This is a genomic window from Egbenema bharatensis FJBBOT/2019 (assembly GCF_048077055.1).
Lineage (GTDB): Bacteria > Cyanobacteriota > Cyanobacteriia > Elainellales > Elainellaceae > Egbenema > Egbenema bharatensis.
The window spans coordinates 4,690,739-4,709,825 of record NZ_CP182236.1; the positions used below are offsets into that span (position 1 = coordinate 4,690,739).

General features: G+C 49.7%; 21 protein-coding genes and 1 pseudogene. 5 read left to right on the plus strand and 17 right to left on the minus strand.

Annotation, left to right across the window (positions count from 1 at the left end):
* Positions 1-10: 10 nt before the first annotated feature.
* Positions 11-2,049 (minus strand): annotated as a pseudogene (locus tag ACM1PF_RS21650) (thioredoxin domain-containing protein).
* Between the two features lie 493 nt (positions 2,050-2,542).
* Between ACM1PF_RS21650 and fusA the strand changes: the two are divergent.
* Both fusA and ACM1PF_RS21660 read left to right on the plus strand, forming a co-directional pair.
* The gene (fusA, locus tag ACM1PF_RS21655; protein ID WP_416666766.1) at positions 2,543-4,633 is read left to right on the plus strand and encodes an elongation factor G; all 2,091 of its coding nucleotides are present in this window, start codon (positions 2,543-2,545) and stop codon (positions 4,631-4,633) included.
* A gap of 256 nt (positions 4,634-4,889) precedes the next feature.
* Positions 4,890-5,075 (plus strand): hypothetical protein, encoded by a 186-nt coding sequence (locus tag ACM1PF_RS21660; RefSeq protein ID WP_416666769.1) that lies wholly within the window; start codon positions 4,890-4,892, stop codon positions 5,073-5,075.
* 130 nt (positions 5,076-5,205) lie between these two features.
* On the opposite strand, the gene ACM1PF_RS21665 is transcribed toward ACM1PF_RS21660, so the two are convergent.
* The 11 genes from ACM1PF_RS21665 to ACM1PF_RS21715 form a co-directional block, all read right to left on the minus strand.
* Entirely contained in the window at positions 5,206-5,982 is a 777-nt protein-coding gene (locus ACM1PF_RS21665) for a hypothetical protein (protein ID WP_416666771.1), read from the minus strand.
* Between the two features lie 238 nt (positions 5,983-6,220).
* Positions 6,221-6,433, minus strand: coding sequence for a type II toxin-antitoxin system HicB family antitoxin (locus tag ACM1PF_RS21670; protein ID WP_416676751.1), 213 nt, complete (start codon positions 6,431-6,433; stop codon positions 6,221-6,223).
* On the minus strand, positions 6,433-6,618 hold the full coding sequence (locus ACM1PF_RS21675; protein ID WP_416666774.1) for a type II toxin-antitoxin system HicA family toxin: 186 nt from the start codon (positions 6,616-6,618) through the stop codon (positions 6,433-6,435). The genes ACM1PF_RS21670 and ACM1PF_RS21675 overlap by 1 nt, the downstream gene beginning before the upstream one ends.
* 392 nt (positions 6,619-7,010) lie before the next feature.
* Positions 7,011-7,217 carry a hypothetical protein gene (locus ACM1PF_RS21680; protein WP_416666776.1) on the minus strand — a complete coding sequence of 69 codons (207 nt, stop codon included), beginning with the start codon at positions 7,215-7,217 and terminating at the stop codon, positions 7,011-7,013.
* Positions 7,218-7,221: 4 nt separating this feature from the next.
* Complete coding sequence (locus ACM1PF_RS21685) at positions 7,222-7,599, minus strand: GIY-YIG nuclease family protein (RefSeq protein WP_416666779.1); 378 nt, start codon at positions 7,597-7,599, stop codon at positions 7,222-7,224.
* A gap of 70 nt (positions 7,600-7,669) precedes the next feature.
* Positions 7,670-7,951 carry a GIY-YIG nuclease family protein gene (locus tag ACM1PF_RS21690; protein ID WP_416666780.1) on the minus strand — a complete coding sequence of 94 codons (282 nt, stop codon included), beginning with the start codon at positions 7,949-7,951 and terminating at the stop codon, positions 7,670-7,672.
* A gap of 182 nt (positions 7,952-8,133) precedes the next feature.
* Positions 8,134-8,403, minus strand: coding sequence for a ParE family toxin-like protein (locus ACM1PF_RS21695; RefSeq protein WP_416666783.1), 270 nt, complete (start codon positions 8,401-8,403; stop codon positions 8,134-8,136).
* Complete coding sequence (locus tag ACM1PF_RS21700; protein WP_416666784.1) at positions 8,400-8,618, minus strand: hypothetical protein; 219 nt, start codon at positions 8,616-8,618, stop codon at positions 8,400-8,402. Before ACM1PF_RS21700 ends, ACM1PF_RS21695 begins: the two co-directional genes overlap by 4 nt.
* Before the next feature lie 185 nt (positions 8,619-8,803).
* On the minus strand, positions 8,804-9,343 hold the full coding sequence (locus ACM1PF_RS21705) for a hypothetical protein (RefSeq protein WP_416666786.1): 540 nt from the start codon (positions 9,341-9,343) through the stop codon (positions 8,804-8,806).
* 211 nt (positions 9,344-9,554) lie between these two features.
* A complete protein-coding gene (locus tag ACM1PF_RS21710; RefSeq protein WP_416666788.1) occupies positions 9,555-9,884 on the minus strand; it encodes a hypothetical protein in 330 nt (109 codons plus the stop codon).
* Positions 9,885-10,132: 248 nt separating this feature from the next.
* The gene (locus ACM1PF_RS21715) at positions 10,133-10,759 is read right to left on the minus strand and encodes a Uma2 family endonuclease (RefSeq protein WP_416666791.1); all 627 of its coding nucleotides are present in this window, start codon (positions 10,757-10,759) and stop codon (positions 10,133-10,135) included.
* Positions 10,760-11,266: 507 nt separating this feature from the next.
* Here ACM1PF_RS21715 and ACM1PF_RS21720 point away from each other — a divergent pair.
* Positions 11,267-12,229, plus strand: coding sequence for an integron integrase (locus tag ACM1PF_RS21720; RefSeq protein WP_416666794.1), 963 nt, complete (start codon positions 11,267-11,269; stop codon positions 12,227-12,229).
* Between the two features lie 105 nt (positions 12,230-12,334).
* Here ACM1PF_RS21720 and ACM1PF_RS21725 read toward each other — a convergent pair whose 3' ends face one another.
* Positions 12,335-12,520 carry a ribbon-helix-helix domain-containing protein gene (locus tag ACM1PF_RS21725; RefSeq protein ID WP_416666796.1) on the minus strand — a complete coding sequence of 62 codons (186 nt, stop codon included), beginning with the start codon at positions 12,518-12,520 and terminating at the stop codon, positions 12,335-12,337.
* A gap of 127 nt (positions 12,521-12,647) precedes the next feature.
* Here ACM1PF_RS21725 and ACM1PF_RS21730 point away from each other — a divergent pair, with 127 nt between their 5' ends.
* The gene (locus tag ACM1PF_RS21730) at positions 12,648-12,926 is read left to right on the plus strand and encodes a hypothetical protein (RefSeq protein ID WP_416666798.1); all 279 of its coding nucleotides are present in this window, start codon (positions 12,648-12,650) and stop codon (positions 12,924-12,926) included.
* Between the two features lie 148 nt (positions 12,927-13,074).
* The gene (glpX, locus tag ACM1PF_RS21735; protein WP_416666801.1) at positions 13,075-14,109 is read left to right on the plus strand and encodes a class II fructose-bisphosphatase; all 1,035 of its coding nucleotides are present in this window, start codon (positions 13,075-13,077) and stop codon (positions 14,107-14,109) included.
* A 169-nt stretch (positions 14,110-14,278) separates the two neighbouring features.
* On the opposite strand, the gene ACM1PF_RS21740 is transcribed toward glpX, so the two are convergent.
* From ACM1PF_RS21740 to ACM1PF_RS21755, 4 genes are all read right to left on the minus strand, one after another.
* On the minus strand, positions 14,279-15,832 hold the full coding sequence (locus ACM1PF_RS21740) for an FAD-dependent oxidoreductase (protein WP_416666803.1): 1,554 nt from the start codon (positions 15,830-15,832) through the stop codon (positions 14,279-14,281).
* Between the two features lie 120 nt (positions 15,833-15,952).
* Complete coding sequence (cobD, locus tag ACM1PF_RS21745; RefSeq protein ID WP_416676753.1) at positions 15,953-17,134, minus strand: threonine-phosphate decarboxylase CobD; 1,182 nt, start codon at positions 17,132-17,134, stop codon at positions 15,953-15,955.
* A gap of 21 nt (positions 17,135-17,155) precedes the next feature.
* Complete coding sequence (locus ACM1PF_RS21750) at positions 17,156-17,434, minus strand: HU family DNA-binding protein (RefSeq protein WP_106176147.1); 279 nt, start codon at positions 17,432-17,434, stop codon at positions 17,156-17,158.
* Between the two features lie 294 nt (positions 17,435-17,728).
* Positions 17,729-19,072 (minus strand): hypothetical protein, encoded by a 1,344-nt coding sequence (locus tag ACM1PF_RS21755; protein WP_416666807.1) that lies wholly within the window; start codon positions 19,070-19,072, stop codon positions 17,729-17,731.
* Positions 19,073-19,087: the final 15 nt, after the last annotated feature.

Below are 19,087 nucleotides of genomic sequence, written 5' to 3' on the forward strand. Positions count from 1 at the left end.
CCAACCAGGCTCAGACTACTCGAATCAAGCTTTGATGCACCTGCTCCTGAAGTTGAGAGGTCGATCGCGCGGGTTCCTGGCAACTGAGTCCCTGACATACCAGTCCGATCGTCCCTTCGGGTAAATCCGTCGTCACCTGACAAACAGCGGTCGGGAGATACTGGCGACTGAGTTGGGCACACTGAGCACCATCCGTACGAATCAGCGTCGCATTTTGAAACCAGTCCAGGGCAGCAAATAGACTGGGACAAGCCTGGGGAGCTTGCTGCATTGCCTGACTAAAGGACTGTAAGGTTTGCTCGGCTCGATCGAGGTATGTAGAATCCTCTGTCAGCAAAAACAGCCGCACCAGATTACTGACGGCAATCCCATTAGCTGAAGGTGTGGCATTATCCTCAAAGCTCCGTTCCCGCAACACCAGATCCGATCGCGCATCTGTGTTGTAGTAGCCGCCTAACTCCACACTCCACAAAAACTCATCAAACTCCTCCTGCACCTGCACTGCTGCCTGGAGCCACTCCCCACTCCCCGTCTGCTCCAAATCCAACAACGCTTTAATAAACAGCGCGTAATCCTCCGACTGAGCCAATACATCAGGCTTGCCGTCATAGTTCAACCGATGGAAACGTCCTTCGATCCACTGGTGATCCAGAATAAATTGCACCGCAGTGGCCGCAATCTCGGCATACTCCGCCTTTTGCATGACTATTGCCGCCCGGGCCAGTCCAGAAATCATCAAACTATTCCAGGCCACAATCATTTTGGTATCCGTCACCGGCGGAATCCGTCCCGCCAATTCGTTTCCTTCGCTTCCTGACTGTTGCGAGCGGGGGGAAACGTTGCGATCGCCCCCTCGCCGTAGCGAACCGTAAAGAGTTTAGCCAGAATTTGTTCGATCGCCTCTCCGTCCATCTCCTCTGCGGTGCGGCGCTGGAGGACATTTTTACCCTCAAAATTGCCGGTTTCCGTCACCGTAAAGTACTCGGACAGGATGTTCAGTTCATCCGTCGTTAACAGCGATTTCAGCTCTCGATAGCTCCAGACATAAAACGCCCCTTCCTCCGGCTCCACATCGTTCGGTGTCGTAAAACTATCCGCATCCTGGGCAGCGTAGAAGTACCCTTCCGGAGCCGTCATTTCCCGTTTTAGCCAGCTTACCGTCAGGTCGATCGCCCGCTCAAAGGCAGGTTCAGACTCACCCGCGGCCATCAAATCCGCCAGGTATTCCACAATTTGCCCATTGTCATAGAGCATCTTCTCAAAGTGGGGAACTGTCCAGGTATGATCCACGGTATAGCGATGGAAGCCGCCCCCTACATGGTCGTAAATCCCACCCAACGCCAGAGCCAGCCCGCGCTGTTGGCAGGTGGCAGCCGCATCGTATTTGGCATCCGGGTAAGCAAACCGTTTTGCGCGCAGGGCCGTCCCTGTGTAGGGGATCATCGGAAAACTTGGCCCCATGCCTCTGGTGGCTAAAATTCCCGTGCTGTATTCCAGTCCCACTCGTAGCAACTCTGGAGTCAGATCACCCTGCATGGAGGTCATAGCACCTTGCTGCAGCCGTCCCAGAATCTCCCCCTTGATATTGGACATCTTTTCCCCTTCAGTGTCATAAAAGCGACGAATCGCCTGTAAAACCTGAAGGAATCCCGGCCGCCCATACTTTGGCTCCAGGGGAAAATAGGTGCCTCCGTAGAAGGGAACCCGATCGTCGGGCGACAGAAACACATTCAGCGGCCATCCCCCCTGCCCGGTCATCAGTTGGAGAGCCTGCATATAAATGCTGTCGAGGTCTGGGCGTTCCTCCCGATCGACCTTGATCGGCACAAAGTTGGCATTCATGTACTCAGCAATGGCCGGATCCGAGAAGGCTTCTCCCTCCATCACCGTACACCAGTGGCAGCTAGAGTATCCGATCGACAAAAAAATCGGCTTATTTTCCTGTTTGGCTGTTTCCAGGGCTTCATCACACCACGACCACCAGTCGATCGGATTGTCGGCGTGCTTCCGCAGGTACAGGCTTTGGGCTTGGGCGAGGCGGTTGGTCATAGCGTAACCAGCTAAAACGACACGGCATCTTTCGATCGTAGTGGTTAATTTCAGATCAGCTCTCTTGCCTCAGATTTAGTAAAGATTTGGAGCCTGGGGAGCAGCACCCAAAACCTCAAATTTTTTCACTACAAAACCTGTACGGTTTTCAGCTCAGGACTTGCAGGCAAGCCGTTCTCCGCGACCCAGCAAAATCGTCATTTTTCGTTAGCTTTTGTCATCTTTATTTGTTATCTTTAAAATCCATGCCAGCGGTGTGGGCGGAAAGCCGATCGCCTAACCCTCGCCGAGGGAGTCCCATTTACATTAAGATATTTTACAGTCAGTGGTATCGCCATGCACCATATCGCCATGAGCAGATCGGGAACTTCAAGATTTCGAGTGATTGGGATCAGCCCGCGCTGACGACAAAAGCAGTATCAACCTTATCTCCTCTAGGAAAAACCTGGAGGTAGCCACTGGCGTTTGTAGCACTTAACCTTCGAGAGCAAACATGAAGAAAGACCTCACTCGTTATCGGAATATTGGTATCTTTGCCCACGTGGATGCGGGTAAGACCACCACTACTGAAAGAATCCTGAAGCTGACTGGCAAAATCCACAAAATCGGTGAGGTTCATGACGGGGCGGCAACCACCGACTTCATGGAGCAGGAGCAGGAGCGGGGGATTACGATCCAATCGGCTGCCACGAGCTGCTTCTGGAAAGATCACCAGTTCAACATTATTGACACCCCTGGACACGTAGACTTCACCATTGAAGTGTACCGCTCTCTTAAGGTACTGGATGGTGGTATCGGCGTATTCTGCGGCTCTGGCGGTGTGGAACCCCAGTCGGAAACCAACTGGCGGTACGCTAACGATTCTAAGGTTGCCCGGATTATTTACGTCAACAAGCTCGATCGTACGGGAGCTGACTTCTATCGGGTGGTGAAGCAGGTTGAGGACATTCTGGCTGCCAAACCCCTCGTGATGGTGCTGCCCATCGGTACGGAAGATCAGTTCACGGGTGTCGTGGATCTCCTCACTCGCGAAGCCTGGATCTGGGATGAATCCGGCGATCCAATGAACTACAAGATCAAAGAAGTGCCCAACGATATGGCGGACAAGGTGGAAGCCTACCGCGAGGCATTGATTGAAACGGCAGTGGAACAGGATGATGCTCTCCTGGAGAAATATCTGGAAGGGGAAGAGTTAACCATCGAAGAAATCAAGTCCTGTATCCGTAAGGGCACGATCAACCTGTCCTTCTTCCCCACCTACTGCGGCTCCTCCTTTAAGAACAAAGGGGTGCAGTTGGTGCTGGATGCGGTCGTGGATTACCTGCCGAACCCGACGGAAGTGCCTCCCCAGCCTGAGATGGATCTGGAAGGCAATGAAACGGGCGGATTTGCCATCGTGGATGCAGAAAAGCCGTTGCGGGCCCTGGCGTTCAAGATCATGGACGATCGCTTTGGGGCGTTGACCTTTACTCGGTTGTACTCCGGTACTCTGAGCAAGGGAGATACGGTATTAAATACCGCCACGGGTAAAACTGAGCGGGTGAGCCGTCTGGTGGAAATGCACGCCAACTCGCGGGAAGAGATCGAATCGGCTCAGGCGGGTGACATTGTGGCGATCGTGGGGATGAAGAATGTCCAAACCGGACACACCCTCTGTGATCCCAAAAATGCAGCGACCCTGGAACCGATGGTCTTCCCAGAACCTGTGATTTCGATCGCAGTGAAGCCGAAGAAGAAGGGTGGCGATGAAAAGATGGCCATGGCCCTCAGCAAGATGGTGCAGGAAGACCCCTCCTTCCACATGGAAACGGACGAAGAGAGCGGCGAAACCATCATTAAGGGAATGGGCGAACTGCACCTCGACATCAAGGTGGACATCCTGAAGCGTACCCACGGCATTGAGGTGGAAGTGGGCAAACCTCAGGTGGCTTACCGCGAGTCTGTCACCAAGCGATTGGAAGACAGCTACACCCACAAGAAGCAGTCGGGGGGTTCGGGTCAGTACGGTAAGATCGACTACGTGATTGAGCCTGGTGAACCCGGTAGCGGCTTCCAGTTTGAGTCGAAGGTGACAGGCGGAAACGTTCCCAGAGAATACTGGCCGGCTGTGCAGAAAGGGTTTGAATCCAGCATTGTTAAGGGGGTTCTCGCCGGATATCCCTGTGTGGATTTGAAGGTGACGTTGACCGATGGTGGATATCACCCGGTTGACTCCTCAGCGATCGCCTTTGAAATTGCTGCCAGAGCTGCCTATCGCCAAACCTTACCTAAAGCGGGTCCTCAATTACTGGAACCGATCATGAAGGTAGATGTCTTCACCCCAGATGATTACATGGGGGATGTCATTGGTGACTTGAACCGTCGTCGCGGCATGATCAAGTCCCAGGAAACGGGCGCAATGGGGGCGCGGATTAAGGCAGATGTGCCTCTGAGCGAAATGTTTGGCTACATTGGTGATCTGCGAACCATGACCTCTGGACGGGGACAGTTCTCAATGGAATTCTCCCACTATTCTCCTTGCCCAGCCAACGTGGCGGAAGAAGTGATCAAGGAAGCCAAAGAGCGGGCTGCGGCACTTGCATAGTTGCTGGTTCGCTAACTATCACTAATTTAGAAGGGGCGATCGAGCGATCGTCCCTTTTTTGATTGGGATGACGGGTTTGCTGGGGTGACGGGTAGTTCGATCGCAATAAGCGGCGTTACAGCCATATCTATGACCATATCAAGCCCATATCACCTGTTATGAACTGATTGAGTTGCCCGCAGTGAATTGATCTAGGATCAAAGTGAGGGAACGCTTCACCTCTCAAGCCATACTTCCAATGAAAGGAGGTATCAAGATGGCAAACTTACAACCCTTCTTCATATTGCTCGGCATCATTCTTCTGTTCCCACTCCTGTTTGGTATTGCTTACCTACTGTGGAACATGAACCACGCTGTTGCTTTGACAGTTTTGTTTGTTGGGTTATCTGCGGATGTTTTGGGTGGTTTCAAGCTTCTCGATCGGGCGCTGAGTCGTAGCTGAATATCCTTGTCGAGAACGTGGAACAATATGCTCCACCTCAATTGTCAACCCTGTCGATTAGAAAGTTGCCGGAACACTACTTAACCCCGTCCGGCTCAGAGGCTATGTTAGCCCCCATTTGCGCTTGTAACTATTGCTCAATAATACTTACAGAAACATTAACTGATCTAAAAGTAGTTGATTTTTTATCCCTGCAAAGATCAGTACTCAAATTACTGCCAGTAGCATTTTCAAATTCCTCGTTAATTAGTGAGTAAAGTCTCTGTGGATTTACAGCATCTAAAGAGGTAGAGCTAAGCAGCGCACGATGGTTGAGAGTACAGGTATAAGTTAAATAGATCTCATTAACTTGAAAAGCTTGGCGAAATCTTTCCCTGTTAGCTGCTTCTATTTCTTCTCTTGGCTTAGATCTCGAGTGAGAAATTGCGGCACTGTAAGGAACCAGCCTTACAACTCTTTGTCCTGGTCTTCTTGGTATATTATCTGATGGCTGCGGTTGACTATACGGAAGATTAGCTTGTGGCGTTTCAATAGTCAGACCGCTATTATTTTGAGCATACTCCAGATTTCTTTGGTATTCACTTACTTTGCTCTGTGCAGTCTCGTAACTAGGACTGTTTTGTGGAACAGATTTCATGAGAGTTATCGCCTGCTCCCATAAATTTGCTACTTCGCGCCATTCTTCTGGGGTCTTAGCTCTCTGGGTCAGTTCAGCAACTTCCATAGCTTTATTGACAGCATTTCTAAACGGTTCGGTACTTGAACTTTGATCTTCACTTACTGCTGGAGCGGACTGGGAAACAGTTGCTTGATTGAGTGCTGTAATACTTTCGCATCCAGATATTGAGACTAGAAAACTAGAGGCTACAATCAAACCGAAACGCCTTGATAAAATCATGAGTTTCAATTATTCCTCAGGCATTACTACGAGCCAACGTCAAAACATCAATATCAATTAGTTTTCCCTCCTTATCAGGAAAAGATTCAAAAATGTTGGATGAAAGAATTCGTCTTTGTGTTGAAGGAGTACTTGGAGGAAGTGTCTCAACAGAGAACGAAAGGAGGCTAACGTCTCAGTTTACCCGCCGCAAGTAGCCTCCTGTATTCACCAACCAACTTGATACGGTCAGTGTGCAACGGGGCTGTTATGCAGCGACCTCAACATAGGCTGACGAAGTTGTGGGCTGTGGAATCTCTAACCCCTCCAACTTCAACCCATCCAAATGGAACTCCACTGCCTCGCGCATATTCTGTTCCACTGCTTCGCGGGTTGCTCCAGTCGAGACACAGCCTGGTAGGTCAGGAGAATAGGCAGAATATCCGGTTTCTGTCTTCTCAATCACGATAAGATACTGCATCATTTCAAACCCGCTTGTTTCAAGATACTACCCAACGTTCCCGGAGCCAGATCATCACCCGGTTTTCCTGGTACAGTGACTAAACCCAGTTTGTTGGGGTGTTTATATTGACGATGGCTGCCTCGTGTCCGAGCCAAATACCACCCATCTTGCTCGATTAGTTTGATTATATCCCTGACCTTCATGCCCTAAGCTGATGGAGGCGGTAGGGGATTGTCAATGGAATTAGGCGTAGCTCAGGCTTCTAGCAATCAAAACGCAGGGTTATGGAACGATCGCAATATCGAGATCGGCATTATCCAACATAGTTCTGCAAATGTTTAACAGCTCTTCCATAACAACCCCAGATGGTTGGTGACTACTATCATTTCTAATTGTCCACAAGTAGCTCCAAAGTGTTGCCTTTTAGCAATCTTGAACATCGACAGACAAGCTCTCAACTATGCCCACAGCAGTAACTGGAGCCGCATAACGGTTCGCTTGAGCGGCTGAAAATAACCTTGAATACAAAATTAGGATCTATCGCTAGTCCGCTCCAAGCGAATTGTTAGACCGCGCAATCCCTAACAACAAAGCTCTACTGTCCACGCCCTGGCTTGCAATCTGCAAAACCCAACGCCTCTGAGTCAAGGAAACTTGCGATCGCCATCTCAATCACTGCTTCAATTGGATACTCAATCTCAGTAGCACGATCAATCAGAGCCATCCGAATTCGCTCAGGCAACCGCCCTAAGATGACTTCAGCGTCAGCCGGAGACAGTTGCTCTTGAAGTTTGGCTTGCATAGCATCACCTTTCAGTGGGAATCTGGGCGTTGTAAGGGGGTTCAGTGGCTCTTAGAATAATGGCTTCTAGCTCCAATAATAGCGCGGGGTTTCCCCAATGCGAAATGACCTGCACTGCGATCCGCACATCTTCATCGTTGTACTTATCAAGCCATGCCCATAAAAAAGCTTTATGCCCACCAGTAAAGCGACCGCGTAAACTCTTGGTTTTTCCGATATAGAGCAGCCCATCAGTCTTGTGCCGAATTGCATAAATACCAGGACGCGCAGGAATACTACTAAACTCACGGCTTAATGGTTGGCACTGCTCAAAGGGGATAAAGGCGATCGCATCTAGAATATTTCGGGCTTGAGCTTGCAACTCAGAATCACTTGTTGGCATGAGAATCAAAACTCTGACCGCACAAAATTATATTCCCAATCTGGACTCAGCGTAAGCATTTGTAGAGTTTCTAGCCATTGAATTTAGGTCGTTGATTGTAGCCGATGTTAGGATCGTTCGCTCTAAACAGCAGAATATATTCTACTTCCTTCGCATTAACCTCTTGATTGGAAGCTGTTTCTGACTCCCAAAGTATTTCTTTTCTAATCACAAAGTCTCTTCTTTGTTCCCTTGTAAAATCTTTTTCAATCAATTTACTATTAGCACTTCCAAAATAGTTAATACTATCTGTCAAATCTTGCCCAATATAAATTTTCCCATTTGGATAAGTTATTTTATAAATTGCTTTCATGCTTCGAGTTGAAACTACAAGAGTAGCTAGTAAATAGCTGATTCACACACAGACAAGCCTCAAGCTGCGTCCCAACCGAAATTCAGCGGTCTAACGATCCCAATCACCCGCCGCAGACAGCTTTAGGATCCCACCGATAACTTCTCGACGGTCGGGTGCATTGGGGTTGTTATGCTGTATTGCTATATCTGCCCTAGCAATCGCTCATACTCTGTATGTGAACCGATCCAAAACCAAATCACTGTATCTCCCTCTACTTGACCAATTGCTCGGTAGTTCTTGTTGATGCGGGCAGAGAAAATTGGAAGTTCTGGATGCACTTTCTTGAAACGCAGGCTTGGATAGCTTGGATCTTGTTGAAACTGACGATAAGCTGTACGGGCTTGTTGTTGAACCTGCTGAGGCAAATCAGCAAACATTTTACGGAATTGAGCGGTAGTACGTGACTTCACAGCTTCTCTGGATCAAGTTCCTGGGTTTCACCATCGTGGTACTCAGCCATTGCTGAAGCAGCAAGCCTGGCGAGAACGTCCTGAGAACGCGAGAATAACTCGTCCCATCGCCTTTCATCCTCAATTTCCTCTAAGATAATTGAGGCAATTGCGTTCTGTTCACTTTCAGTCAAGGTTTGCAATCTAGCAATCGCACGCTCAAGTAACTCAGTCATTGCTATTTTACCCAGAGCACAACTATACCCTCTCTATTATCTCTGTTTTTAGGTAGATTGAGTAACGTCTGAGGATAGGTTGATATAATCACACAATGCAAGGGTAGCATTAGCCCTCTTTTGGGCAAAACACCTCTGTTAGTTCATTGTCTATTACAGTCAGGTGTTAGACTGCTTTGACTGTCTCAAAGAGCTGATATATATAAATATCCGTTCTGATAACTCTTTTTTTTGCTTCTTGTATACTTGGCTAAATAATTGCGTATTTCAAGAACTTCTCTGATGCCTGAAATATATGAGTTATTGTCGTCAGACAGAAAGTTTTCTGTGGAAATTTTAGAATAGCATTCCTGAAAATAGCTTGTGAGATCAGAACAAATTCGAGCAAGAGCTTCTTCATTCAATTCTTTCGACTGACAGATGTATGCTTTGCCAGATATGCCTTTCAAAACAGTAGACTTAGCGGTTTGCATTGAATCAACTGATTCCTTTTGACCGATGTCACCTTCGTTAGCTTTCTTTTTAGTATGGGCAGAATCATTTTTACTTGAAGGCTCCTCAACCACGCCCACTTCCTCAAAGACCGTAATGAAATGCTCAAGAGCTTTGACAATTTCAGGTATAGATATTGCAATAGGATTCTCAGTAAATCCTCCCTTATCATAGACAATGCAGTGATGATCGTCACGGTCTAGCTTTAATGAGAAGTTGAGAGTATATTTCATGATTCTTAAGAAGTTTGTTCTCTAGCTACAATTGTGATTCTGACACTATATGAATTAACTTCCTCATATACCGTTTTTGCGGCAGACCTACATCGAATAATAATCTCAGTCGCATCTGGGACTGCGCGAAGTTGGGCACCCACAATTTGATCTAACATCGGACGAGTTAGATGGCGATCCTTAAATTCCAAAGCGATTTTCTGCTGAGCCATTAATAGTCACCCTTAACAAGGATATTTCTAATTCGGGTTGCTACATTTTTAGCTCCCCTTTCAGTTGGAGCAACAATGTGAATTACACAATCAATTCCGCCGTCTTTACCAAAACGCTTGTCAATACTCTCGGCTGTGAGTGTTGTGCCGTACACATCGGTAAAGTCAACAGTCTCAAAACGCTTGAGCCTAGTCATAAGGCGTTTTAGCTCATCATGTTCAAAATAATAACCCATTCGACTGGGCGTAACTGTCTCGACCGGTTTGAACTCCTCTACCTTAGAGAAATCAAAGAAATCTCTAACCCAGCCGACTACAAGTTGAATCATATTAGTTAGCTCCAGAAGTGCTATGGCTATAACTTATTGTTCCCAACTTTGTAGTTGAGTTAGTTATACACAAGCTCTTTGGAGTAAAGATATGTGAAAAGCATTTGCCACGAGTATGTAAGTTCCGAGGACTGTCCAATCGAATGTTCAAGCAGCATAACGTTCCCAACCAGCGGCGGTAAATAATCCTTGACCCATCACCAGTCGCTTTCGCCCGTCCGCTGCGTTGGGGTTGTTATGCTGCATCGTTACCTATTAGCACTCAAAACTTTCTCAGCCGTTAGTTTTAACTCTGGGAAAGTTCGAGAAACGATAGTCTGACTCTCTCGGAGCTGCTGAATTTCATACTCTCCATCCACTAGTGTACAGATGGAAAGGGTCGGCTGTTTGGGTTTTCCAATGTGTCGAGTACCCCCCAATCCTGCGTAGTCAGCAATCCAATATTCTGGGATACCTAAAGCTGCGTAGTCTTCGACCTTACGAGCATAATCATTCTGCCAGTTGCTACTCACAACTTCCGCCACAAATTTAATTGAGCTGCCTAGAGTTAGAATTGACTGGTCAGACCAAAACGGTTCTTTAATCAATTCATCTCGATCGACAACTGCAACATCAGGTCGAAACGCTGTCATACCAGTATTAGAAGGGCGCAATAGTCCTCGCTGAAGTACAAACCAAGGTAAGCCTGCTCCCTCGATCTGGACACAGATTTTTGCGGTGATGAAGGCAGCAACTTCTTCATGCTGACCTGTTGGTTCCAAATAGAACACCTCTCCATCAATCAGTTCGTAGCGGTTATCACCGCCATACTGGGCAAGGAACTCGTCAAAGCTGAGTAGCTTTTGTTGTATTAGCTGGTTGATCGCAAGAGCCATAGGTCAGCTTAGCCTAATCAATACCTTCAGTCTACCAGATTGGATTTTTGCTAGATGCACAGCGAATTAAGCCTTCCTTTGCCTTGCCTCACGATATTGACAGATCATCAGCTTTCGGCTGAACCTTCACTAAGGCTCTGCGTCATAACTACTGTTTATGCTGACTCCCCTGCCTAAATTCCGTCTAACACCCCGTAGCAAGGTAGTTAGCCAGAATCAAAGTTGCATATCACCTCCTCTGAAGGTAGTTATACCGAATATTGTCCGCATAACTGCCCAAATCGGAATGTTATACAGAACTCTATCGGGCTATCTACCCAAATTCAGGTGTTATACCGAATCAAGTCGTGATAATTACCCTTATAGAGGTATTTATCTAGATCTTGCTCTGCATAATACGCCGACTAAGGGGTGTTATGCCGATCGCTTCAGCAAATCTTCATGGTCAGTACGCAGGCTAAGGATGTAGTATTTAGTACATTAATACTACTGCTCTACCTTCTCGTTATGGAATCCCGACCCAGAAAACTGCTTGACCAAGTCCGCGACGCGATTCGTCTAAAGCATTATTCCTATCGAACCGAGCAAAGCTATGTCGGCTGGATTCGCAGGTACATCTTATTTCACAACAAGCAGCATCCAAAAGATATGGGCAGGGCAGAGGTCGAAGCATTTTTGACCCATCTGGCTGTAGAAGGGCAAGTATCAGCCTCAACTCAAAATCAGGCACTTAGTGCCTTGTTGTTTCTGTATCGCCATGTGCTTAACCAAGATCTGGGGGCATTAGATGCAATTCGGGCAAAACGCTCGAATTATCTGCCTACAGTGCTGACTAAAGGTGAAGTTCGCTCTGTTCTAGACAACATTTCAGGGGTTCATGGGCTGGTGATCAGGGTTTTATATGGCAGCGGTTTGCGGCTCAGTGAAGGGCTAGGTTTGCGAATTAAGGATATTGATTTCGCCCAGCGCCAAATTGTGGTTCGTGACACCAAGGGGAACGAAAGTCGGGTGACCATGCTACCCAATAGTTTAATTGAGCCACTGCAAGAGCACCTTCGCAAAGTCAAGCGTCTACATGAGTTGGACTTAGAGCAGGGCTATGGCTCGGTCTATCTGCCCTTTGCCCTAAAGCGTAAATATCCCCATGCCGATCGCGCCTGGATATGGCAGTTTGTATTCCCTTCGTCGGGGCGATCGCGTGACCCGCGCAGTGGAATCATTCGCCGTCACCATCTGCATGAGAGTGGATTGCAGAAAACGTTAAAGCAAGCTGTTCGTGCAGTTGGCATTGCGAAGCGGGTTGGGTGCCATACATTTCGCCATAGTTTTGCCACCCACTTACTGGAAGATGGCTACGACATCCGCACGGTGCAAGAGTTGCTGGGCCACAAGGATGTGAAAACCACGATGATTTATACCCACGTGTTGAATCGAGGTGGCAAGGGTGTTCGCAGTCCCCTGGATGTCTAAACCCGATCGCCTGCCATTAATTTTCCATTACCTATCTTTGTCTCGTCTCGATCGCGGCACAAATTCTTTCTTATCGATCGCCGCTCTCAACCCAGACTCAAACGGCTAATCCCCTTTTGACTTAGAGGGTTTATACTCTCCGCTTTGTTTCCCCTGCCTTAATCCCAGTTCAATCAGGAACGTTGCAAGGTTAGCAACAGGTCTGCCCTGCTGCTCTGCCCAATCTTCTAATTCTGCATAAGCTGCATCTGGCAGCGTTACCGTGATGCGCTTCATATTCACACTATTCATTTTCACCTTACCTATCCTAAGGGCTTGATCCTGAAGCCTGAAAAAAACATTCTAAAAACATCTTGTAAGATGCTTATAGTATGCAATATGCTAAACCATATCCTCAAAAAATATTTGGAGAAGCCCAATGGCTCCGATATACCTGCGTGTGTTAATTCCCTGTTGGATCCTCGAACAAGCCGAACTGGGTTCGATCGAATATCAGCAAGACCTATGTGCCTACTGCGGATTAGACGAATCCATCCTGACCCTGCCCAACCTGCCACCGATCGGCACCAGCATCACTGTCAAAACCGCCACAGGTGACATTCCCCTCAAAGTGGTTCACCTCAAACTAGAAACCCAGACCAACCTGATTGGAGCTGACCTGGGTGTCGTATTCGCCGTGCCCGAAGACTGTTTCTGAAGCCATTTCCAAAGATGAGTCCGTAGTCCCTGGCTGTTTTGTCGCACTCACCTCGGCCATTCCCCCATTCCCCAGCGATCCCCAGTCTGGTAGACTTTTAGACTAAAAGCTCACTTAAAACGCACAGCAGTTGGGAGGCTAAAATCCGGTGGAAGCAACACTTGGTCTAGAAATCATCGAAGTGGTGGAACAGGCAGCGATCGCCTCGGCTCGCCTGATGGGGAAGGGAGACAAAAATGAAGCGGATCACGTTGCCGTAGAAGCAATGCGGGAGCGGATGAACAAGATCCACATGCGCGGCAAGATCGTGATTGGTGAAGGGGAACGGGATGATGCCCCCATGCTTTACATCGGTGAAGAGGTTGGAATTTGCACTCGTGAAGATGCAGCAAATTATTGCAACCCAGATGAATTGTTGGAAATCGACATTGCCGTTGACCCCTGCGAAGGTACGAACCTTTGCGCCTACGGTCAGCCCGGATCAATGGCCGTACTGGCCATTTCCGAGAAAGGGGGACTCTTTGCCGCGCCAGACTTTTACATGAACAAACTGGCCGCTCCTCCCTCCGCCAAGGGTAAGGTCGATATCCGCAAATCTCCCACGGAAAACCTGAAGATCCTCTCCGAATGTTTGGATCGGGCGATCGATGAATTGGTCGTCGTGGTGATGAAGCGCGATCGGCACAATGAATTGATTAAAGAAATCCGGGAAGCGGGGGCAAGAGTTCGGTTAATTTCCGATGGAGACGTTTCAGCCGCCATTTCCTGCGGTTTCTCCGGAACCAACACCCATGCCCTGATGGGAATCGGAGCCGCTCCGGAAGGAGTGATTTCGGCAGCCGCCATGCGTTGTTTAGGGGGACACTTCCAGGGGCAGTTGGTCTATGATCCGGCGATCGTGAAGACAGGATTAATCGGGGAAAGCAAAGAAGCCAACGTTGAACGCTTGCAGTCAATGGGCATCACCGATCCCGATAAAGTCTATGAATCTGAAGAACTGGCTTCCGGCAGCACCGTTCTGTTTGCCGCCTGCGGTATTACTCCGGGAACCCTAATGGAAGGCGTTCGGTTCTTCCACGGTGGAGCCAGAACCCAAAGTCTGGTCATTTCCAGCCAGTCCAAAACCGCCCGATTCGTAGACACGATCCACATGTTTGAAAAGCCGAAATACATCCAACTGTAATTTGGTTGTAGTAATCCGCTGTAGGGTGGGCACTGCCCACCTTCTCGTGGAGGAATGACGCATCATGCCACCAGGGGGCGCACAGCTGTGCGCCCTTACAGGAGAGCCCCTGGAACCGTTTTGCATTTTCTAAAATCTATCTTTTGGGCTTCAGCCCCCTGAGATTGTCCTAACTTTTCCATCCGTTGCCAGCTTTCATCAACCGCCGATCGGTTTTCCACTGGTCAACTAACCGGGCCAACACCTCCGAAAATGAAGGAGAGAGACACATTGATGGATCGATCGCCCCCAACTTGATCCGCCGCTGCATGGCTAGAGCAATCAGATTGATCCATTCCGGGGCATTCGCTCCCATACCCTGCGCTCCCAAAATCTCCCCATCTGAGCGAACAACCACCTGGCAAAAGCCGATCGCATCCGGCTGAAGATGGGCCATCAACAACGGTTGATAGGACTGCCGCAGTACTCTCACATCACGAGTAAACCGTCGCGCCTGGTGCTCCGTCAGCCCAACTTGTACCAGGGGCGGATCCGTAGGGATCATCCAGGGAATCGCGCGATAGTGAACCGACTTCTTGGGGAAAAACAGGGCATTATGCAACGCCACCTCCGCTTCATGGTGGGCAAAATTCGCCAGCACATATCCCCCTAAGCCTTCTCCACAGGCATACACCCGTGGTTGAGTCGTTTGTAGCTGCGTGTTCACTGCAATGCCCTTCCGGTGATGTTGAACGCCGATCGCCCCCAGGTTCAGAGCTGCCAAATTTGGATAGCGATCGGTGGCCAGGAGTAAGGCATCCGCTGTCAGACGGTGGGTTCCTAAATGCAGTTCAAGGGCGTTCGAGCCTGAGGTCGTCACCTGAGTCATGGTGGTTTCAGTCAGAATATCGATTCCTGCTGCTTCCAGCACTGCTTGCAGGAGGAACGCTCCCTCTCGATCGACCGCTGCGACAATTTGACGATGTGGAGTCACCCACGTAACCTGGGTTCCCAAGTAGTTGAGCTGTTGCGCCAGAACCAAGCCTCTGGGATCTGACCCCACAATGACCAGGCGATCGGGTAAGGTTGACCAGGGATTCTGCCAGAGGGAATCGATCGTACGATAATCCACCGCTTCAATGCCCGCGATCGCTGGAGCCGTCGGAATTGACCCCATTGCCAGCAGGTACGCCTTCGATCGCAAAATCCGCTCATTCACCACTAGGGCAAAATCCTGAGGCGATCGGGTGGTTCGTCGCTGCCGTTCAAACAATCCCTCCCCCACCACCACATCTACCCCTGCTGCTGCCAGTTGAGCATGGGAAGGAAAGACATCTTCATTATTGAATAATTCAGTCGTTCGTTTCTGACTGGTTTGAAGCCACGCCCGCCATTGTTGCGTACCATTCTGCCCTGGCTCTGCTCCAACTGAACCCGCTGATAGAGCCGTCCTCATCTGCCCTCCCACCTGACACCACAGATCGACGAACGAAGATTGGCTCCCTTCCGGTTCCACCAGAGCCACCCGCGACTTTAAGCGACCCGCCTTTGCCGCTACCGATCGCGCGACTAAGCTACCGCCAATGATTACCAGATCGTAGTCGAAGGACATGGGGAGTGGGGAATGGGGAGTGGGGAGTGGGGAGTGAGGAGGGGGAGTCGGAGCGAAGCCTGAACTCTTGTGGGGTAGGCAGCGTTTCGACTGAGCTTTCGACGGCTCGAGTGAGCGTTCGACTGAGCTCACGCCGAAGTCCTCGCCGAACTCCTGAGCTCACGCCGAAGTCCTCGCCGAACTCCTGAGCTCAAGCCGAAGGGCTCAAGCCGAAGTCTTGCCCGCCCAATCATACCCTGTTCCCCAGCCCATTCACTCAACTCTCAATACATCTGCTAATCCCGCCAACAATCTCTGATTCTCTGCCTCAGTTCGTACGGCTACCCGAAAGAACCGATCGCCTAGTTCTGGAAAACTGAGACAGTTGCGAATCAAAATCTGGTGCTGGCGGAGGAGCTGTTCTTGCAGGGGAACCACTGGATGGTCAGACTGGACTAACAGAAAATTGGCGGTGCTCGGTAGCGGATGTAATCCGGGCAAGGCTGCCAATCCCTGTTCAAGCTGCGATCGAGCGGTGTCCAGCCATTCCCAGGTTTGCTGTTGAAAGGCATGATCCTGGAGTACTGCCATTGCTGCTGCTGCCGCCAACACATTCACTGACCACGGATCGCGCCACTGCTGCCACCGTTTCAGCCGATCGGGATGGGCAATGGCGTAGCCCAGCCGTAACCCTGGCAAACTGTAGAATTTGGTCAGCGATCGCAGAATCACCAGATTGGGATAATCCTGAATCACCTGATCCAGGCTGGATTGGCGATCGGGTGGCAAAAAGTCCATAAATGCCTCATCCACCACCACCAGAGAGAATTGCTCCAGCAGGGGCAGAATGGCTTCCTGGGTAAACAGTTGCCCGGTGGGATTATGAGGGTTGTTCAGCAAAAATCCAGCATCATGAAAGGCAGGCAAGGGTGAGGAGTGAGAGGTGGAAAGAAGATCGTGAGTTTGCAAGTCTGAGTTTTGAATCAGCGAAACCAAATCAGAATTAAAAACTGATGCATGAAAACGTTCTTCACACCCCTGATCCCTGACCGCTAAACCGTCCCGTTCAAGGCTCAATGGACAACGGACGATCGCCGCACCAAAGGATTGCAACGCCCGGAAGTAATCCCCAAATCCAGGAGTCAGCAGGTACGTGGTCGATCGCTCTGCCAATTCCCGCCCTGCCCAGGTGAGCAACTCCGCCGACCCATTCCCTGGCAAAATCCAATCCGCACTCACAGGATGCAGATCGCTCAAGGTCTGACGGAGATCCCAATAGTCTGGATCGGGATAGTGGGGCAAGGCAGGGAAATGGGACTGAATTGCCTCGATGGCTGAGGCCGGTGGCCCCAGGGGATTAATACTGGCTGAAAAGTCGAGAATCGCACGGGGAGAACAGCCTGCTAGCGATGCTGCCCAGGACAGATTCCCTCCATGCGACACATTACGAGCCAATTCTTGCACCGATACGACCTATTACTTAGGTGCCACCATTTCCTTAAACAGTTTACCCGCCGAGAAGGCAGGAACTTTCGTTGCCGGAATTTCCATTGCTTCTCCGGTTTTGGGGTTGCGACCTTCACGAGCCTTACGTTCACGAGGCTCAAAGGAACCGAAGCCCACCAGCGTTACTTTGTCGCCGTTGGACACCGCTTCCATGATGGAGTCGATCGCCGCCGACAACACTGCATCTGCCTGTTTTTTAGTGACATTTGCCTTTTCAGCGACTTTATCCACCAATTCACCTTTATTCATGGGTATCTCCTTAAATTGCACTTCAGCGATAAATGAGATGTCAGGATCTCTTCGAGGGGGATTTTCAACAAAATGGCTGAAACTCCCATAAACTCGAATTTTCAATGCTCTATTCTAAGGGCTAGTTCAAAGATATGGATCGATGAAACCTTTAATTTATGTGGATTTGAGGGGTTTTTTCGGAAATTTTTTAACTTCAAGCACAAAATAATCGATTCTAGTCTATGGATAGACAGAAATAGATGGCAAAAAATGCATTGTTCGTAGATCCTTTTGGGATGCGGATAGGCGTTCTTACCCACCTTGTTCTCGCACCTGGCTCCGCCGCCGCACCAGAAAGTCGGGGAGTTCTGGAGGGTGCAGCCGAGGTAAAGCAAGTCCACCTGCCGCAGGAAGATCCTTCGGTTCAGCCGGTAGAACTGCCAGCATCGTATTGAATAAGTCCAAAAGGGCAGGATTGTTTTCGATCGCCCCTGCCTGCTGCATCAAAGTCTGTTCCACCAGATCCCGCAGATGGGAAACCTGCCGTGAATTGTTGCTATAGCGGTCTTTCCAGTACTGCACCGCCGTTTCGTACTCAGTGGCTTGCTGGGCCTGATGCAAAATTTGCTCCTGCATTTCCGCCGTTTGCTGCTCCAGGCTGGTCAAGCGAGTTTGGAGCTGATCACGCTCTTCCTCCACCTGCTGATGGCTTTGCTGCCAGTGGCTATGGAGGCGCACCTGTTGAGCTAGCTGGTTTTCTAAGGTTTCAATCCGGCGATGGGCCAGGGTTAGCTCCTGGGACACAGTTGCCAATTGAGTCGAGAGGGCGATCGACGGTTGGGCTTTGGCCGCGGCATGGGTACGTTCCTGCTGCACTTCAGCTAACTGGGTTTCCAGTTGGGCCCAGTCTGCCTGGTGCTGGCGCAATCGTACCGTGAGATCTTTAATTTGCTGTTGGGCCGTGGCGAGCTGTTCCCGCAGGCTGGCCGTCAGGGTACGTGCCGAAAGGGTTTCTGATTCCAGTTCGGAGATCCGCTGCTGCCGGGATTCCAGATTGGTTTGCAGTTCTCGAATTTGCTGCCCTAAGAGATGGCGATGATTTTGTCCTTCCACCTGATCCTGGGCAATGTAGGATCGCAGTCGCTCCAACTCCTGCTGCTGGGCCTGGGTCATGGATTCGATCGTCGCCATTAATTCTTGAATCGCCTGATCCCGCTGCTGGGTTTCGAGAACCTGCACATCTAGAACTTGCTGCTGTTCTGTCAGTTGTAGCTTCAGACGAAGAATCGCCTGCTGTTGAACATGGGAGTATTGCTCTGTATCGGCTAGCTTTTCTTCCAGGAAGCTCTGATCGTTTAACTGCGATCGCAGCTCCTCTAAGCACACGAGGGACTGATCCAGGGCTTGCTCCAGGTGATGAATCCGGTTCACCCGCTCCCGATCCAGTGTCTGGGCCGCGGATAATTCATCCAGCAGCCCCTGATAATCAGCGGGAGTCAGGGTCAGTCCTAAGTCAACCGGATCAACTATGGACTGAACATTCAGCGGACTGGCAACTCGCTGCTCTAAGGGAGTTCCATCCTGAACTGTATCCTGAGTTCCATCCTGAACTGTATCCTGAGTTCCATCTAAATGCGTTGCGTCTGACTGTCCCACTCCAAACCTCCAAAA

Coding starts and splice junctions, on each gene's coding strand:
- fusA (WP_416666766.1), top strand. CDS start 2,543: ATGAAGAAAGACCTCACTCGTTATCGGAATATTGGTATCTTTGCCCAC.
- ACM1PF_RS21660 (WP_416666769.1), top strand. CDS start 4,890: ATGGCAAACTTACAACCCTTCTTCATATTGCTCGGCATCATTCTTCTG.
- ACM1PF_RS21670 (WP_416676751.1), bottom strand. CDS start 6,433: ATGCAGTATCTTATCGTGATTGAGAAGACAGAAACCGGATATTCTGCC.
- ACM1PF_RS21675 (WP_416666774.1), bottom strand. CDS start 6,618: ATGAAGGTCAGGGATATAATCAAACTAATCGAGCAAGATGGGTGGTAT.
- ACM1PF_RS21680 (WP_416666776.1), bottom strand. CDS start 7,217: ATGCAAGCCAAACTTCAAGAGCAACTGTCTCCGGCTGACGCTGAAGTC.
- ACM1PF_RS21685 (WP_416666779.1), bottom strand. CDS start 7,599: ATGCCAACAAGTGATTCTGAGTTGCAAGCTCAAGCCCGAAATATTCTA.
- ACM1PF_RS21690 (WP_416666780.1), bottom strand. CDS start 7,951: ATGAAAGCAATTTATAAAATAACTTATCCAAATGGGAAAATTTATATT.
- ACM1PF_RS21700 (WP_416666784.1), bottom strand. CDS start 8,618: ATGACTGAGTTACTTGAGCGTGCGATTGCTAGATTGCAAACCTTGACT.
- ACM1PF_RS21705 (WP_416666786.1), bottom strand. CDS start 9,343: ATGAAATATACTCTCAACTTCTCATTAAAGCTAGACCGTGACGATCAT.
- ACM1PF_RS21710 (WP_416666788.1), bottom strand. CDS start 9,884: ATGATTCAACTTGTAGTCGGCTGGGTTAGAGATTTCTTTGATTTCTCT.
- ACM1PF_RS21715 (WP_416666791.1), bottom strand. CDS start 10,759: ATGGCTCTTGCGATCAACCAGCTAATACAACAAAAGCTACTCAGCTTT.
- ACM1PF_RS21720 (WP_416666794.1), top strand. CDS start 11,267: ATGGAATCCCGACCCAGAAAACTGCTTGACCAAGTCCGCGACGCGATT.
- ACM1PF_RS21725 (WP_416666796.1), bottom strand. CDS start 12,520: ATGAATAGTGTGAATATGAAGCGCATCACGGTAACGCTGCCAGATGCA.
- ACM1PF_RS21730 (WP_416666798.1), top strand. CDS start 12,648: ATGGCTCCGATATACCTGCGTGTGTTAATTCCCTGTTGGATCCTCGAA.
- ACM1PF_RS21750 (WP_106176147.1), bottom strand. CDS start 17,434: ATGAATAAAGGTGAATTGGTGGATAAAGTCGCTGAAAAGGCAAATGTC.